This is a genomic window from Sphingobacterium mizutaii (assembly GCF_900187125.1).
GTDB classification, from domain to species: domain Bacteria; phylum Bacteroidota; class Bacteroidia; order Sphingobacteriales; family Sphingobacteriaceae; genus Sphingobacterium; species Sphingobacterium mizutaii.
The window spans coordinates 2,993,497-3,007,842 of sequence record NZ_LT906468.1 but is presented as its reverse complement, the minus strand read 5'-3'; the positions used below and the strand labels follow the sequence as shown (position 1 = coordinate 3,007,842).

Annotated in this window: 23 protein-coding genes; 20 read left to right on the top strand and 3 right to left on the bottom strand. The window is 33.5% G+C overall.

Annotation, left to right across the window (positions count from 1 at the left end; genetic code table 11):
* Positions 1-44: 44 nt before the first annotated feature.
* From CKW03_RS13040 to CKW03_RS12950, 19 genes are all read left to right on the top strand, one after another.
* Positions 45-599: a response regulator transcription factor gene (locus tag CKW03_RS13040; protein ID WP_093097577.1), complete on the top strand. Its 555-nt coding sequence runs from the start codon at positions 45-47 to the stop codon at positions 597-599.
* Between the two features lie 12 nt (positions 600-611).
* Positions 612-857, top strand: a complete 246-nt coding sequence (locus tag CKW03_RS13035) for a hypothetical protein (RefSeq protein ID WP_093097576.1) — start codon at positions 612-614, stop codon at positions 855-857.
* 1 nt (position 858) lies between these two features.
* The gene (locus tag CKW03_RS13030) at positions 859-1,161 is read left to right on the top strand and encodes a hypothetical protein (protein WP_093097574.1); all 303 of its coding nucleotides are present in this window, start codon (positions 859-861) and stop codon (positions 1,159-1,161) included.
* 2 nt (positions 1,162-1,163) lie between these two features.
* Positions 1,164-1,598 (top strand): hypothetical protein, encoded by a 435-nt coding sequence (locus tag CKW03_RS13025; RefSeq protein ID WP_139185463.1) that lies wholly within the window; start codon positions 1,164-1,166, stop codon positions 1,596-1,598.
* On the top strand, positions 1,591-1,830 hold the full coding sequence (locus CKW03_RS13020) for a hypothetical protein (RefSeq protein ID WP_093097571.1): 240 nt from the start codon (positions 1,591-1,593) through the stop codon (positions 1,828-1,830). The genes CKW03_RS13025 and CKW03_RS13020 overlap by 8 nt, the downstream gene beginning before the upstream one ends.
* 11 nt (positions 1,831-1,841) lie before the next feature.
* Positions 1,842-3,827, top strand: coding sequence for an AAA family ATPase (locus CKW03_RS13015; RefSeq protein WP_093097570.1), 1,986 nt, complete (start codon positions 1,842-1,844; stop codon positions 3,825-3,827).
* Positions 3,828-3,847: 20 nt separating this feature from the next.
* Positions 3,848-4,738 carry a recombinase RecT gene (locus CKW03_RS13010; RefSeq protein ID WP_093097568.1) on the top strand — a complete coding sequence of 297 codons (891 nt, stop codon included), beginning with the start codon at positions 3,848-3,850 and terminating at the stop codon, positions 4,736-4,738.
* Positions 4,710-5,462: an MBL fold metallo-hydrolase gene (locus CKW03_RS13005; RefSeq protein WP_222593889.1), complete on the top strand. Its 753-nt coding sequence runs from the start codon at positions 4,710-4,712 to the stop codon at positions 5,460-5,462. Before CKW03_RS13010 ends, CKW03_RS13005 begins: the two co-directional genes overlap by 29 nt.
* 1 nt (position 5,463) lies before the next feature.
* Positions 5,464-5,856, top strand: a complete 393-nt coding sequence (locus tag CKW03_RS13000; RefSeq protein ID WP_093097565.1) for a hypothetical protein — start codon at positions 5,464-5,466, stop codon at positions 5,854-5,856.
* Positions 5,857-5,895: 39 nt separating this feature from the next.
* Entirely contained in the window at positions 5,896-6,204 is a 309-nt protein-coding gene (locus tag CKW03_RS12995) for a hypothetical protein (RefSeq protein ID WP_093097564.1), read from the top strand.
* A gap of 4 nt (positions 6,205-6,208) precedes the next feature.
* On the top strand, positions 6,209-7,300 hold the full coding sequence (locus tag CKW03_RS12990; RefSeq protein ID WP_093097562.1) for a GIY-YIG nuclease family protein: 1,092 nt from the start codon (positions 6,209-6,211) through the stop codon (positions 7,298-7,300).
* A complete protein-coding gene (locus CKW03_RS12985; protein WP_139185462.1) occupies positions 7,290-8,075 on the top strand; it encodes a hypothetical protein in 786 nt (261 codons plus the stop codon). The genes CKW03_RS12990 and CKW03_RS12985 overlap by 11 nt, the downstream gene beginning before the upstream one ends.
* Positions 8,076-8,101: 26 nt before the next feature.
* Complete coding sequence (locus CKW03_RS12980; RefSeq protein ID WP_186811870.1) at positions 8,102-8,725, top strand: PRTRC system protein E; 624 nt, start codon at positions 8,102-8,104, stop codon at positions 8,723-8,725.
* A 22-nt stretch (positions 8,726-8,747) separates the two neighbouring features.
* Entirely contained in the window at positions 8,748-8,966 is a 219-nt protein-coding gene (locus tag CKW03_RS12975; protein ID WP_147120811.1) for a hypothetical protein, read from the top strand.
* 12 nt (positions 8,967-8,978) lie between these two features.
* A complete protein-coding gene (locus CKW03_RS12970) occupies positions 8,979-9,203 on the top strand; it encodes a PRTRC system protein C (RefSeq protein ID WP_093097555.1) in 225 nt (74 codons plus the stop codon).
* Between the two features lie 31 nt (positions 9,204-9,234).
* Complete coding sequence (gene dnaN, locus CKW03_RS12965) at positions 9,235-10,329, top strand: DNA polymerase III subunit beta (protein WP_093097553.1); 1,095 nt, start codon at positions 9,235-9,237, stop codon at positions 10,327-10,329.
* Positions 10,330-10,341: 12 nt separating this feature from the next.
* Entirely contained in the window at positions 10,342-10,569 is a 228-nt protein-coding gene (locus CKW03_RS12960; protein WP_093097552.1) for a hypothetical protein, read from the top strand.
* Positions 10,570-10,708: 139 nt separating this feature from the next.
* Entirely contained in the window at positions 10,709-11,815 is a 1,107-nt protein-coding gene (locus CKW03_RS12955) for a hypothetical protein (RefSeq protein ID WP_093097550.1), read from the top strand.
* A complete protein-coding gene (locus tag CKW03_RS12950; protein WP_093097548.1) occupies positions 11,787-12,464 on the top strand; it encodes a hypothetical protein in 678 nt (225 codons plus the stop codon). Before CKW03_RS12955 ends, CKW03_RS12950 begins: the two co-directional genes overlap by 29 nt.
* On the opposite strand, the gene CKW03_RS12945 is transcribed toward CKW03_RS12950, so the two are convergent.
* Positions 12,465-12,872: a hypothetical protein gene (locus CKW03_RS12945; protein ID WP_093097546.1), complete on the bottom strand. Its 408-nt coding sequence runs from the start codon at positions 12,870-12,872 to the stop codon at positions 12,465-12,467.
* A gap of 28 nt (positions 12,873-12,900) precedes the next feature.
* On the opposite strand from CKW03_RS12945, the gene CKW03_RS12940 reads away from it, so the two are divergent.
* Positions 12,901-13,638 (top strand): PRTRC system ThiF family protein, encoded by a 738-nt coding sequence (locus CKW03_RS12940; RefSeq protein ID WP_093097545.1) that lies wholly within the window; start codon positions 12,901-12,903, stop codon positions 13,636-13,638.
* Between the two features lie 10 nt (positions 13,639-13,648).
* Here CKW03_RS12940 and CKW03_RS20460 read toward each other — a convergent pair whose 3' ends face one another.
* Both CKW03_RS20460 and CKW03_RS12935 read right to left on the bottom strand, forming a co-directional pair.
* Positions 13,649-13,795, bottom strand: a complete 147-nt coding sequence (locus CKW03_RS20460; protein ID WP_157739516.1) for a hypothetical protein — start codon at positions 13,793-13,795, stop codon at positions 13,649-13,651.
* Positions 13,796-13,797: 2 nt separating this feature from the next.
* Entirely contained in the window at positions 13,798-14,307 is a 510-nt protein-coding gene (locus CKW03_RS12935; protein WP_093097543.1) for a hypothetical protein, read from the bottom strand.
* Positions 14,308-14,346: the final 39 nt, after the last annotated feature.

The following is a 14,346-nucleotide window of genomic DNA, read 5'->3' as shown; positions in this document are numbered from 1 at the left end:
TGTTGAGATGGAAAAATCCCTAAATACTTGGAAATAATAACCTAATGAAAAAGAGAATATACGCAGGCATGGTCGACAATGGAGTCGAGTTTTTTAAAGATGATAGGGGGAGATTGTTTTGCTCCCATAATTGGAAGCAATATCAATGGCCGGATTTTCCAAAGTATGTTATTGATATTATCCAAGAAGAGATGTTGGCAGATCCTTTAGCACTTAAAGAACTCGCTGCGATGGATGGTTTGACACCGGAAATGTATGAGTTCAAATTTGCCTGCTGTCGATTCGGAGGTTTGGATGATGTAGCAGATGTTGATCCTGAGGGAAATGTTCATCAATCCGAGTATGTTCCTTGTCCATTAAGAGGGGAGTGCAAAGCAGAAGGAAAGCTTTGTTTAGCACTTCAGGTGAAAAACGGCTATTTGACTAAAAGAGAAATTGAAGTTTTGAGACTAGTTCAAAAATCTGATAAAGTAATAGCTGATATCCTAAATGTTTCAATCGATACTGTAGTATCACATTTAATAAATATAAGAACAAAAACGGAATTGGAAAACAAAGCTCAATTAGCTGTTTTTGCCACTAAGAAAGGTATAATTTAAAAAGTAACACAAATGAATGCAACGCAAGAAGTTAATGTAATTAAGACGGCAGAATATAAGCCGTGGAGCCAAAAGTTGGCTGAAATGGAAGTTGAATCGACCATGCTCGTCGATATGAGAAGTGCTTCCACTGTTCGAGGTATTATCAGTGCTAGAATGCCAATTTACTTTCCCGAAATGATTTTTGAAACCAAAAAAATTAAGGTGAAGGTTGATGGTAAAGAAACTCCTGTAATCGAAGTTTTCAGAAAAGCATAGTATGGAACAGGCCTTAATAGAAATGGCCAAACAAATTGCTAAGCTTCAGGAAGAGAATGATAAGCTAAAAAAACTGGTGTCAAAACCAAAACGCAAAAAAAAGATAGAAAAAGTTGATCCTGAATATGAAAGAATTGAAAGGGTTAACCGCTGGATGGAAGTCCAATATCAGAAAGGTTTTGATGAAGTTTTAAAAGACAAAGATATACAGGAAAGGCTAACGCAAATAAAGAAGTTTAAGCCAACATTTATTCCGATAAATAACTGCAGAGACTTCAGGCCAGATAGTAACACAAATGAGTAACCATGCAAATTATAAACATCATGACACACGCAAATCAAAATTACCCTTTAGTAACACAGGAAATTAGCGCAAAAAAGAGGGGAGCCATCACGCAAATAATAGCTCCCCATAGTAACAAAAATGAGGTTCACGCAAATAAACGCTCACAAGTTGTTTCAAATGTAAACACAAATTACGGATTTGACAAATGTGGATCATTTGAAGAAATTGCTCATTTAGCACTCCATAGGATTTTTAATATTAATGGTGACGGCATTGCAAAAGCTAACTTTTCACTAAATAACCGCAAAGAACTATCTGTGTATTTCTACCAAGGGGTTGAATTTAAGGCTGTGCATTTTCTTTATGGAAGTAACTTGGGCAATTCCCTCGAGGAGTTAAATGCAGCATTTTTATTCTATGAAAATCTTTCCAAGAAAGGAGTTTCAAATGCGTAAAGTAGCTCCAGGAGTCATTAGGTCAGTTTATCCTTTTGACTATAATAAAAACAATCCAATGGAAGGTTTTAATGAGTGGTCTGAATATATCCGGATTCAAAATCTTCAAAACAGTATTAATTCTCCTAGATGCTTTTTAATAACTATAGATACAGAACAGTTAGCTAGAGTGTTGGAAGTTAAACAGATGGATAATCTAATTATTCAGGCTAATCAATTAATAAACAAATAAATAGTAAAACAATGAAAATTTTTATAGAAACACTAACAATTGTCAATTTCAAAGGAATTAGGAATTTGACCATCAATTTTGATCAGATTATGACCAATATTTTTGGTGATAATGCAACAGGTAAGACCTCAGTTTTCGATGCTTTTACGTGGTTGTTTTTTGGAAAGGATTCAACTGATCGTAAAGATTTTAATATCAAGAATACCGTAGATAAAACATTAAACCGCCAGGAGCATGAGGTTTCTGCAATAATAATTGCAAATGGCTCTAAAGTATCTATAAAAAGAATCTTTAGAGAAAAATGGGTTAAAAAGCGTGGGTCCGAAGTTTCAGAATTCTCTGGAAATGAAACTGTGTATTATTGGGACGAAGTTCCGGTGAACCAAAATGAATTTAACAAAAAGGTCTCAGACCTCATTGATGAAAAAATCTTCAAATTAATTTCCAATCCATCATATTTCAATGAATTAAAATGGCAAGACCGACGTCAAATTTTGTTTGATATTGCTGGCGAGGTTACTAACGAAGAAATCGCCGGAACCAATAAAAAGTTCATGGAAATACTTTCAAATCTTACCAATGGTAAAAGCCTTGAAGAATATAAAAAGCAAGTTGCTTCACAACGGAAGAAAATAAAGGATGAACTTGAACAAATTCCAACTCGTATTGATGAGGTAAACAAAAATATACCTGTTATGGAAGATGTTTCATTGATAAGGTCTCAAATTGACACTAGAAAATCTAAAGTGTCACTTATTGACGATCAGATTAACGATAGAGCTAAAGCTATGGACAAAGCTTATCAAGTGGTCCGTGATCATAAATCTTTAATCTTCAATAAACGATCAGAAATAGATAATCTAATCAATGAGACAAAAACTACCATCAACTCAAAAAATCAAGAACAAAGTTCAGCACGTATTAAAATTACTCGTGAAATCTCCGCAAAGCAGCAAGAGAAACTGCAGATTTCAAACCAAAGCAGTCGCCGAAATGAAGAAATCAATGCAATTCAAAATCAGTTGGAATCAAAACGCAATCATTGGAAATCAATCAATGGGGAAAAAGGAAAATTATCTGCTGAGCAACTGGTTTTTGATGATCACGTTTTTACGTGTCCTACTTGCTCTCGCTTATTTGACGCTGATGATATAGAAACTAAGAAGCAGGAGATGACTATGAAATTTGAACAAACAAAGTCATCAAAAATTGCCGATTTAGCTAGACAGATGGAAACGCTTGTTTCTCAATCTAATTCGTTGAAAGTGGAATTGGAGAGACTGGAATCTCTAGATAATTCAAAAGAAATAGATCAATTGACCTTTGATATCAATTTATTAGAAGATCAATTAAAGGAATTTGATTCTCAAGTCAATAGTCCTGTTATGTCTCTGGAAGAATTATTGGAATCGAATCAAACTTATCAAGGATTAAAGCAAGAGCTCGAACAATTAAACAAAGAGACTCCAGCGGAACCATCAGTCGATCTTTCGGACCTTCAGAATGAAAAGTTAATTCTTGAACAAGAAATAAGACAATTGGAACGTGAGCTTGCAAAAGAGGCTATCATTAATCAATCAAAAGAAAGGATAAAATCTCTAGAAGATGACGAGAAGAGATTAGCAAGTGAAGTTGCTCAACTTGAGGGTATGGAGTTCACTATTGAAGCATTTACTCGGAAGAAAGTTGAAGAGGTTGAAAATCGGATCAATGGACTTTTTGAGCATGTTAAATTCAAAATGTTTGATGTCCAGATTAATGGGGGTGAGGTGGAAACATGTGAAACAATGTTACTCGGGGTTCCATATTCGGATTTGAATAATGCAGCTAGAATAAATGCTGGATTGGATATCATTAATGCTCTATGTAGATACTATTCTGTAAATGCTCCGATTTTTATTGACAACGCAGAATCAGTTACAAAATTGATAGATGTAGAGTCCCAAATAGTGAGACTCGTTGTTTCTGAAGCAGACAAAAAACTAAAAGTAGCCTAATCAAATAAATAGTAACATAAATGGGAAACAATCAATTGGCAAATGAGCAGCAACAGCAGCTGCAGCCACAAACGCAAAACAATGCTGTAAAGAAATTCACGGAACAAACTGTGGAAGGGGTGTTAACAAGAATAGCTGCAATACAAGCTACAGGCGAATTGGTTCTGCCTGAAAATTATATCCCTGAAAATGCTGTAAGGGCTGCTTGGTTGGTTCTTCAGGAGGTCTCAGACAAAAATGGAAGACCAGCTTTAGATGTATGTACAAAAGAAAGTATTGCTAATGCATTTTTAGACATGGTAACATCTGGTTTATCTGTAGCCAAGAAACAGGGTTATTTCGTGGTATATGGGAATAAACTACAATTTGATCAATCTTACATTGGAGATATCGCAGTTGCAAAACGTGTCGCAAATGTCAAAGAGGTAAATGCTGTAACTGTTTATAAGGATGATGAATTTGAATATGCTGTTGATGCAGAAACAGGCCGTAAGAAAGTTATTTCTCACAAGCAAAAACTAGTGAATATCGATCCAGCTAAGATTGTTGGAGCTTATGCGATCGTTACTTTCAATGATGGAAGTAACGATACTGAAATCATGACGTTAGGGCAAATTCAGACTTCCTGGTCAATGGGAGGTTCAAAGGGGTCATCACCGGCACATAAAAATTTCCCTGATCAAATGGCCGAGAAAACTGTAATTGCTAGGGCATTAAAAATAGAAACAGGATCTTCTGATGATAGTTCGATTGTTGGAGCAAAGCATACTGATAAAGTATCTGCTGACGTAAAACAAGAGATCAAAGAAAAAGCTAATACCAAAGTTATCCAATTTGAAGATGCTGAGGTTGTGGAAGAATCAGCTTCTGTAAATGAGCAAAATGGTCAAACTGAAGAATGCCCTATTTAGTATGAAACTCAAGATTGTTGGAAGTGGTTCAAAAGGAAATGCCTATATCGTTTATAATGACAAGGAGGCATTATTGATTGAGGCTGGGGTAAATTTCAAGGCTGTAAAAACAGCCTTGGATTTCGATATCTCAAAGGTTTCAGGTTGTTTGATTACTCATTGTCATAACGATCATGCTCAATATGCTTGGGACATTTTGAAATCAGGAATCAATGTTTATTGCCTAAAAGAAACAGCCGAAATCAAAAATCTTAAAGGGCATCGGGTTGAATATTTATTGAATGGTATAACCTACCATATTGGAAACTTTAAGGTAATTGCAATGCCTGTAAGACACGATGTCCCTTGTGTTTGTTTCTTAATTGAACATCCTGAAACTGGAAGATTTTGTTTTGTTACTGATACTTTCTTCTGTGAATATGTTTTTCCTGGAATGAACAATGTAATAGTAGAAGCAAACTATGGAGAGGGAATAATCGATAGTAAAAATGATCCGGCCTTTTTAAGAGACAGGATCCTTCAATCCCATATGTCAATAGAAACCTGTGAGGAATTTCTTCAAGCGAATGATTTGTCAGAGGTAAATAATATTGTATTGATCCATCTTTCTGACAGAAATTCTCATGCGCTAGATTTCAAAAATAAAATTTCTAAACAAACCGGATGCAATGTTCATATAGCTGATAATGGCATGGAAATACCGTTCGGAAAAACACCTTTTTAATATGAATACGGTAGCAACGATGACAAGTCTCATTGAGATGAGTGAATTTATAGGGAAATCAATTGAACAGGAAATAGATCGTGATAATCCAGATGAACTTACTGGGAAACTTATGGAATTATGTTCTCTTCAATCAAACGCTTCTCATGCTTACGCATTAGCCGAACAGCTTTATAATGTAAAATTAGCTGAGTTGGTGCAAAAGCCCGAACATTCAAAGTTAAGTGCTACTGATAAAAAGATGCTTTTTGCAGGTTTAGCTAGGGAAGAAATCTATTACATGACATTAAACGAGAGGTATATCAGAAATCTTTCACATTCAATTGAGGCAATTAGATCTGCTCTATCCTGGAAGAAAACAGAACTTGAGCAATCAAAGTATCAAACGACATAAATATGGTAACACAAATTAATCACGCAAAAGGAGGAACAAATGCTAAGAAGGTTATTCGCTGGTAGCGACTTCGACAAATTCGTCGATTATCGCAGATTAAAGACTCAAATCGATAGGGTTTTTGCCTTAATGAAAGATACTAAATGGAGAACGCTCCAGGAGATCCAGAGAGAATTAGGTGATAGATATCCAAATAAACATTTTCCGGAATCATCTATTTCAGCTCAATTAAGGAACCTAAGAAAAGAGTATGGTGGTTTTCACACCATCAATAAAAGGAGAAGAGGAAAAGTTTCAAACGGAACATTTGAATATCAATTAGAAGTAAGGAAGAATCTATTAAACTGATAATATGGCGAGCTTAGGATTTACTTTTTATCCAAAGGATTGGTGGACGAGCGATACGTTCTATGCATTGCAGCCATTTGAAAGATACGTCTATCTTGAATGCATATTTATGATGTATGTCAATGATGGGTGGTTATCCGACAATAAACTGAATGTCGAGCGTCGATTAGGGACCACAATCAAGGATGAAGTATGGTGTAAGATTACCGATTTATTTGTCAAAGATGGTGACATGCTTACGCACAAAAGTGTTAATGCCAGATTAAGGAAAACAATTGCTAATCAAAACAATGGGTTGTTAGGTGGAAGACCTGCAGGGGAAACAAAATTGTTAACCATGACAGGAAAGATCGTTCCATCAGCAATTAATTCGGGACATTTCATCTATCTAATAAAGGATAATTCAACAGATCAATATAAGATAGGTGAGACTCAAAATCTCAAAAAAAGAAGGCAAACCATAAAGCGCCCAACAAAGAATTTATCTATAGTAGATTTTGCAATTTATGAAGCCAATATATGCCAGGAAATCGAAAGGGAAGTGCTATCTATTTTCAGCAATAAAGTTATCAGTGGAGATTGGCTATATCTTAATAATGATGATTTGAGTGAAGTATTGAGCCTAATTAATAATGGTATAAATAACCCAAAAAAGCGAAAAAATAACCCGCCTTTAGAAATAGAAAGAGAAATAGAAAGTAAAATAGAATATAATACTCCTACGTCGTATATCGAAAACGACAACGAAATAAAAAAAGTTGTTTCTATTGATCTTGCAAAGCTAGGTAAACAGCCTATTGAAAATTTAAAGGAAAATCTTTCTAAGTCTAGGGTGTGGTTTGATCAGGTTGGAATGAAAAATCAGATTCATCCAGAGGAAGTGATTTTATGGTTTGAAAAATTTTGTACCCACTGTTTAGCTCAAGGTAAGGAGGAGATGAACGAAAAGGACTTCAAATCTTATTTTGCTAATTGGGTAACAAAACAAAGAGCCATGGGTATTCCATTAGTTGAAACTTTCAAAGATTCCAAATCTAAAAAAGTGGATTTAAGGCAAGCTTTTCAGCAATCAATTGTAAATGAACATGGAAAATAAGATAGGATTGATTCAAGCAAATGCAAATTCGGAGATTGAGATTGCATTAGCTTCTCCACAAGTAAGGTCCACAACGAAATTAGCTATTGATGCTGTAATTCAACCAGCCGTCTATAAAGCATTCATGGACCGGGGACAATTTGAAATTGAACAAGAAAAGATTGATCATTTGGTAAGTTCTTTATCAGATTCAATAAAGCAAAGCTGTCCAAATATTCGATTAAATGAAATTCCTATCGCAATTAAAAAAGGTGTTTTAGGGGAATATGGGGATTATATGGGGATAAATGTAGTTTCCTTAGTCAATTTTGTAAAAGCGCATTATGCAAGCTCAGAGCGATTAAATATCGTAAAAGGTATTCAGAGCCCATCTATAGAAAAGAAAACCCCTAGTGAGGAGGAAATCATCCAAAAGGACAAAGAATTGTTGATTACTTCCTTTGAAAGATTTAAATCAACAGGTTTTTATGAAGATCATGGAAATTACATTTACAAAATTGCTGTTAAGAAACTTAACCTATTTGATCTATCTGAGGAAAGGAAAAAGCAGTATTTGGAATTGGGTAAAAACAGAGCTATAGAAAAAATTCAATCTGAAATTTTTCAACATCCGAATAGCAGAAATAAACTACTTCTGGAAATAAAAGAGGCTCAAGACCTTGTTCCTTATACAGATGGAATCAGAAGGGTATATAAAGAATCCCTTCAGATGGCATTAACAGATTGGTTCAAAAGTTTAGAGGAAATGGAAATTGATATCAAAACCCTACTCTAAAATTTTATCACTAAAATCGTTGATAATTGAATTTATCATCAAAATCAATAATAATTAGTAACACAAAACGCAAAATGAGTAATTTTTTCACGCAATTAAAATCTGTGATTGGCCAGGCCGAGCTGCAGATAAACATCAAATCAAAAGGAGAAGAGTTAACTGTTATGATTAACCCAAAATCAACAGCCTCTGATCCCGCTCTTCAAAACATACAACCATTGATTCTATCAGGAACTCCGGAAGAGTTAGACGAAGGATTCATTAAAGGTGTATCTGAACCATTAGGAAGAGTCACTGGCCTAATGACCAACATTGAGGAATTTGAAAAATCAGCTTCCAAAGCTGATGAAGAAAGTAAAGTTAAAAAGGCTGCTGAGGAAAAGTTGAAAAAACAGCAAGAAGCAGAATCCAAAAAAATCAATGACTTAATCAAAAAGGCTGAAGATCTAATTTCTGGTAAAAAGGAATCTCAAGCACTTGATATTTTCCGTCAAGCTTTAGCTATTAAAAATGATGAAAAGCTCAAAAAGCGAATCGCAGATTTAGAAGCTAAATTGAGTCAAGGATCACTTCTTTTTATGGAACCAATTTCTGAGGGAGAAAGGTCCCAATATCAGGAGGAGAGTTCGGATCATGGAGAAGAAGAGTAGTGAATTCATTCCAATCTATAAAATGGATGTAGATCCATTTTTAAAGAAGTTTCTTCCTGTCAACTATTCTGAACAAGATGTAAAATATCTTAAAGCTAGATATAACTGGGAAAAAGCGACAGATAATGAAAATCGAATGAAATGGGGAGCAATAGCTAGTCTCGAATATTTTGGAACAACTTTCCAAAAAAGGAATTATCCTAAAATGATTTCACCTCCGAGACAAATTAGTTTATTCTAAAATTTATTAAAAATGGCATTACAAATTACAGGCGTAAAACGCGAATTCAAATTAAAAAGAAATGGTAAGGATATAACTATCGTGGATCCAAACCAAAACTTTTCTCTCGAGGAAGTAATGAGCTTCCTTAGCAACCAATACCCGGAACTCACAACATCTACTATGATTGGACCTAATCTTAAAGATGATGGTACTGCTGTATATGAATTCAAAACCACTATAGGGACGAAGGGATAGAAATAATTAGTAACACAAATAAACACGCAAAATGAAATTAAAATCTGACAAGTTGAGTCTCTTGCAGGCAATAAGCTTAGTAACCAATGTTACTTCTACAAATGCATCAATTCCAATTTTGACTGGAGTTCTCCTTGAACTAAATAGTGAAAATCTTTGTATTACTTCGAGTGATTTAAGAAATACAATTCAGATAAAAATTCAAGTTTCAAACCATGAATCTGGAAAAACGGTAGTTGACGCATCTTTATTCAATAATATTCTCAAAAGTCTACCAGATGGACCAATTGAGATTATTGCATCAGCTTCTAATTTTCTAATAAAATCGGAAGTCGGTGAATATAATATGGCCGTTATGGATCCCTCAGATTTTGTAAAAATTCCAGAAGTAAAAAATCATGATTCGTTCAATATTCAAGCAGACTTGATAAGGGAGGCTATTTTGAAAACTATGGGTACTGTAAGCACAGATGAATTGAGACCAGCCATGAATGGTATATTAATGGAATTCGATAGGTCTCATATAACATTTGTTTCAACGGATGCTCACAGATTATCGCAATTTAAATTCGATTGTCCTACTTCTAGTAATGATTCATATCTACTAGATAAAAAGTCTTTCGTTGTCCTGAAATCAATTTTAAAGAAAGGGGAAGTAAAAATGTTTGTGGATAAAACACATATCCTTTTTGAAATTGATAATGTTAAACTGTATTCTAGACGAATTGACGAAAGATACCCTGAATATAAAATGGTTATTCCGGTACCTTCTGACAACAAGTTGATCATCAACAGGGGACAACTTTCAAGTGTAGTGAAAAGGCTCAATCTATTTTCTGATAAACATACGTCAATATTACAATTTGACTTGAAAACTAATTCAATTGAGATTAAATCTGAAGATCACGAAAATGGGAAACACGCCAATGAAGTTGTTGTTGGTATGTATTCAGGTTATGAAATGAAAATTGGATTTAATGGGAAATATCTTTTAGAAATCCTATCAGGCATAAGTACGGAAGAAATAAATCTTGAATTTACCTCTCCAAATCGTGCAGCTTTAATTAGGCCTGAAGGAGTGGATAATTATATGGTGTTAATTATGCCAGCAATGTTAAAACAGTAATTAAAATTATCTATGGCGAATTATAAAGATAAATCAGGACAAGTGATTAATATCGGAGATACATTGATTATAGAAATCAAAGGATTGGGAAAAGGAGAGGTTGAAGTTATCAATTACCAAGGAGAAATATCTATTTATGATGATCATAATGGAGCTTATCCTCTCCAAAAAGCAATTGAAAGGGATGATATTATTCTAACTAAAAAAGTAATCCATGCCAAAGAGGAAATTAACCCTTAAGGCTTATCTAACAGTAAAGAGACAAGATTTATTTGCACATAAAAGTGCAAATATATCTGTTAGAGAAACCTGGAAAATATTGAGGAATTATTTTATCAACAAATAACACAATGAGTAAATCACGCAAAAACATAATCTCATGCAAAAAACTGAGTCAAAAAGAAATACACTCCAAATTGGGTCGAGCATTGTCACTCGAGGTAAAGGATCCAAACCTTTACGCAAACAGGGAAAGAAAAGTCAAGGTTTTTCTCCCATCGTTGCAAATGGACTTTATTCCTTAAGGTTATCTCCAAAATTAGTTTGTAATCAAAATAAAGAGCTGGAACAATTAGTTCCAGCATATATTCGATTTGTTGAATTGTTTTTAATTAAACCAAAGGATTTGAATGTATTGAACCCAATAAAAGTAATGCTAGAGCACATTAATTCAATATATGCCGGAACAAAAATGGTAGATGTAATTGAGGATTCAGTATTGAATAAAATGGAATATTTCTTCTTATATCGAACTGTTTATTACGAATCTGAACAGTACAATATCCTTCTTTATAAAGAAATCATAGATTCATTAGATGGCCATGATGAAAGATATATTCAATTTCTTAATTGTGCAATCAAAATGCTTTTAAGTAAAGGATGTGGTATTTGGCAAAATTATTATGAATACTGCATAGAGTGGATGGAAGATGAGGCTGAACAACTTATGGAATACCATGGTGATGCTGAAGGAGTTCAGGAGGAATATAATGAACGTGTTCAAGATTTAGATGTATTGAGGTCGTTTTATGAAAATGGTGAGGCTCAATCAGCTTTATTAGCTATTAAAGATGAAGTGCCTGATAGCCATTCTGATCTTAGAACATTAAAGGAGTCCCTAGATCCTAAACACCCGGTTTCTAAATTTTATTTGGATGTGCTTGAGATATATAATCTTAAAGAATCATTATATGATTTTGTTGATCAATTTGAAGATGATTTTAACCCAATATTTTCATTTGCCGAGCAGTTCTGCATAGTTTATGACTTAGATGATTTGTTTGATTATTGGGAGGACTATATTAATAATGTAGCTAATGAAGGGGTTGGTTGTCCTACTTCTTCAACTCGTATTACTATTGAAATGGATAGCATTCCTGTCCACAATTCAAAATTCCCTATACTAATGAACCAGTTATTCAATAAATATTCAAACTTTTCAAAACAAATTCAAGATTATGGACAAAATAACAGAAAAGCTAGTTGAGGAAATGAGTCCATTTATTATTCTAGCTGGATATAGATCTAACTATGAATATTATTTTGAATCTCATGATATTAATGATAACGGGCAGGTACTGTCTGGAAAACCATTAGCTGCAGAAACAATTGAAAATATTCTTAATTCTTTTAAGTCTCAAAAAATAAGTGCTCAACCTAAAGGATTGGTTCCGAGTAATATGGTTTATATGGATTTAGATAATGAAATTTTCATCTGGAAATGCCCTGGTAAAAAGCGTATGCTTTACTTCAGAGATGAATTCGTTGGAAATGGAGAAGCCTTTGTTCCGGATATGATTTTCAAAGTAAAAGGGAAAGCTTTATCGGTTTTTGCTGTTAAAGATTTAAAAAGTGAAAATCCTATTTTATGTGTTCCACCATTTCCAAATTGTTCTAACGAAGGTGGAGTATGCCAAGGATCAGCAAAAACTAAAATGAAAGGAAATACCTTCCAGGATATCATCAATTATTGGGAAACTATCTTTTGGGCATCAGAATTCACTCATCTAAATGCCAATACAGTAACGAAGGATAATGTTACCCTTACTTGGAAAGATTTAATTAAGACTGGAGGGAAATTCCCAATCGATCAGTTAATCGAAAAAAAGAAAAAATTGAATGATTTATGGAAATAGTTATTCAGGACTAAATTGGGAAAAGTTATTAATTGAACTGCATTTGAATGTTTGATTAGGTAAATCGAAAACAAATTCAAATTCTAAATAGCTTCTATCATGGGAATTTAAATCTGAACAGGTAAAAATTCGATTTACAGTATAATTTAATATGAATTCACCAGTTAAACTTTCTTCATCAAATGAAAAACCTTCGATTTCTAGGTCATCAACATCTGGGCTTCCACCTTCAGAAGACAGTGTTAAAGCAATTTCACCACAAATTCTATCTAAAGGACCATCGAACTCCATTGAGGAGGATAAAAGTTCATCTTTAAAAAGTTCAAATAAAACATCTTCATTTAAATCCTCAGTCTCAATCTCCGTATAGATCTGAATTTCAATGTAGATAGGAGAATTATCATTCATAAATATTAAAAGTTAGCATTTAAAGATAATGAAAAAACATATAACACATCCATATATAATTAACCCAACCCATTTGTTAACAATTTCAGTTATTGGGATAGGAGGTACCGGCACACAAGTATTATCTTGTTTGGCTCGAATAAATACAGGTTTGATTGCATTAGGTCATCCAGGAATTCATGTTATTGCATATGATTCAGATATCGTTTCTGAAGCAAATATTGGAAGACAAATGTTTTCACCAACTGATTTAGGAGTTAACAAAGCAATTTCTTCAATCACACGTATCAACCGTTTCTTCGGCTTTGATTGGGAGGCAGTTCCGGAAAACTATAATGAAAAGACATCAAACTTTGTAATTACTTGTACTGATAATATCAGTTCCAGAATTCAAGTATCCAATCTTTTCAAAAAAGACACTTCATTCCTAAACAAATCATTTGATAATAATAGTTTATTGTATTGGTTAGACTTTGGAAATAGCAGAAATATTGGACAGGTAATATTAGGGTCTGCTTTTCATATTGGAAAGCTAGCATTAAAAAATGTCGACCAATTATTCGATTTGAAATCTAATAAAGAAGAAGATCAAGGACCAAGCTGCTCTTTAGCTGAAGCCCTGACTAAGCAGGATATGTTTATCAATTCTACACTTGCTCAATTAGGTTGTAATTTACTCTGGAAACTAATATCTAAAGGCCAAATTGATCATCAGGGTTTGTTTTTGAATTTAGATACAATGAACGTTAAAGGGATTCCCATATAGAAAACGGAGATTAATCTCCGTTTTCTAATGGGTAAGGTTTTGAATCTGGACCGATTGGTTGTTCACCTTTTTCAATCCTGTCTGCAGGAAATACTGGCTCAATCGGCTCCGCCGGAATATAAACCGGGTCATTTTGTTCTTGATTTGGATCACTCATAATTAATAATATATTGATTTAATAAAAAATAAGATTCCTGTTAAAAATAATGATATAATGATTGTTGTTTTCGCATAGTATAAAAACCTGCTTCTCTTATCATTTAGGATGATATTGTAATCAGTAATTTTATTCATCCTTTCTATTAATTTATTCTCATAATCAATCTTTTTATCATCAGTAACAGCATTATTGAATTTATCAATTTCTTTTTCATATTGCCTAAGTTTTTCAGTGTATGCAAAGTTTCTGTACCCATAACCAACAAATAAATTATTGAATGATGCTGTCAAAAAATATATACTAATTATAATAGAAATACTTGTGAGGGTGAGCATAAACGTGAAAAAATCCAATTTACAAAAATGTAATTCATGGTTTTTTGTTATAAAACCTATAACAGTAACTAGAGCGGTTATTAAAGTAAGAGGTAAATTAATTAGTGAATCTAAATCATGTCTCCTTTTTAGCTCTCGTTCATATAAGCTTTTATAAAAATCAAAACTTTTCATTTAATAATAATTGGTGATTTAAATATACGAATAAACTTT

What these genes read in the sequence shown, in the direction of transcription:
- CKW03_RS13040 (WP_093097577.1), top strand. Translation starts at nt 45, where the DNA reads ATGAAAAAGAGAATATACGCAGGCATGGTCGACAATGGAGTCGAGTTT.
- CKW03_RS13035 (WP_093097576.1), top strand. Translation starts at nt 612, where the DNA reads ATGAATGCAACGCAAGAAGTTAATGTAATTAAGACGGCAGAATATAAG.
- CKW03_RS13030 (WP_093097574.1), top strand. Translation starts at nt 859, where the DNA reads ATGGAACAGGCCTTAATAGAAATGGCCAAACAAATTGCTAAGCTTCAG.
- CKW03_RS13025 (WP_139185463.1), top strand. Translation starts at nt 1,164, where the DNA reads ATGCAAATTATAAACATCATGACACACGCAAATCAAAATTACCCTTTA.
- CKW03_RS13020 (WP_093097571.1), top strand. Translation starts at nt 1,591, where the DNA reads ATGCGTAAAGTAGCTCCAGGAGTCATTAGGTCAGTTTATCCTTTTGAC.
- CKW03_RS13015 (WP_093097570.1), top strand. Translation starts at nt 1,842, where the DNA reads ATGAAAATTTTTATAGAAACACTAACAATTGTCAATTTCAAAGGAATT.
- CKW03_RS13010 (WP_093097568.1), top strand. Translation starts at nt 3,848, where the DNA reads ATGGGAAACAATCAATTGGCAAATGAGCAGCAACAGCAGCTGCAGCCA.
- CKW03_RS13005 (WP_222593889.1), top strand. Translation starts at nt 4,710, where the DNA reads ATGGTCAAACTGAAGAATGCCCTATTTAGTATGAAACTCAAGATTGTT.
- CKW03_RS13000 (WP_093097565.1), top strand. Translation starts at nt 5,464, where the DNA reads ATGAATACGGTAGCAACGATGACAAGTCTCATTGAGATGAGTGAATTT.
- CKW03_RS12995 (WP_093097564.1), top strand. Translation starts at nt 5,896, where the DNA reads ATGCTAAGAAGGTTATTCGCTGGTAGCGACTTCGACAAATTCGTCGAT.
- CKW03_RS12990 (WP_093097562.1), top strand. Translation starts at nt 6,209, where the DNA reads ATGGCGAGCTTAGGATTTACTTTTTATCCAAAGGATTGGTGGACGAGC.
- CKW03_RS12985 (WP_139185462.1), top strand. Translation starts at nt 7,290, where the DNA reads ATGGAAAATAAGATAGGATTGATTCAAGCAAATGCAAATTCGGAGATT.
- CKW03_RS12975 (WP_147120811.1), top strand. Translation starts at nt 8,748, where the DNA reads ATGGATGTAGATCCATTTTTAAAGAAGTTTCTTCCTGTCAACTATTCT.
- CKW03_RS12970 (WP_093097555.1), top strand. Translation starts at nt 8,979, where the DNA reads ATGGCATTACAAATTACAGGCGTAAAACGCGAATTCAAATTAAAAAGA.
- dnaN (WP_093097553.1), top strand. Translation starts at nt 9,235, where the DNA reads ATGAAATTAAAATCTGACAAGTTGAGTCTCTTGCAGGCAATAAGCTTA.
- CKW03_RS12960 (WP_093097552.1), top strand. Translation starts at nt 10,342, where the DNA reads ATGGCGAATTATAAAGATAAATCAGGACAAGTGATTAATATCGGAGAT.
- CKW03_RS12955 (WP_093097550.1), top strand. Translation starts at nt 10,709, where the DNA reads ATGCAAAAAACTGAGTCAAAAAGAAATACACTCCAAATTGGGTCGAGC.
- CKW03_RS12950 (WP_093097548.1), top strand. Translation starts at nt 11,787, where the DNA reads ATGGACAAAATAACAGAAAAGCTAGTTGAGGAAATGAGTCCATTTATT.
- CKW03_RS12945 (WP_093097546.1), bottom strand. Translation starts at nt 12,872, where the DNA reads ATGAATGATAATTCTCCTATCTACATTGAAATTCAGATCTATACGGAG.
- CKW03_RS12940 (WP_093097545.1), top strand. Translation starts at nt 12,901, where the DNA reads ATGAAAAAACATATAACACATCCATATATAATTAACCCAACCCATTTG.
- CKW03_RS20460 (WP_157739516.1), bottom strand. Translation starts at nt 13,795, where the DNA reads ATGAGTGATCCAAATCAAGAACAAAATGACCCGGTTTATATTCCGGCG.
- CKW03_RS12935 (WP_093097543.1), bottom strand. Translation starts at nt 14,307, where the DNA reads ATGAAAAGTTTTGATTTTTATAAAAGCTTATATGAACGAGAGCTAAAA.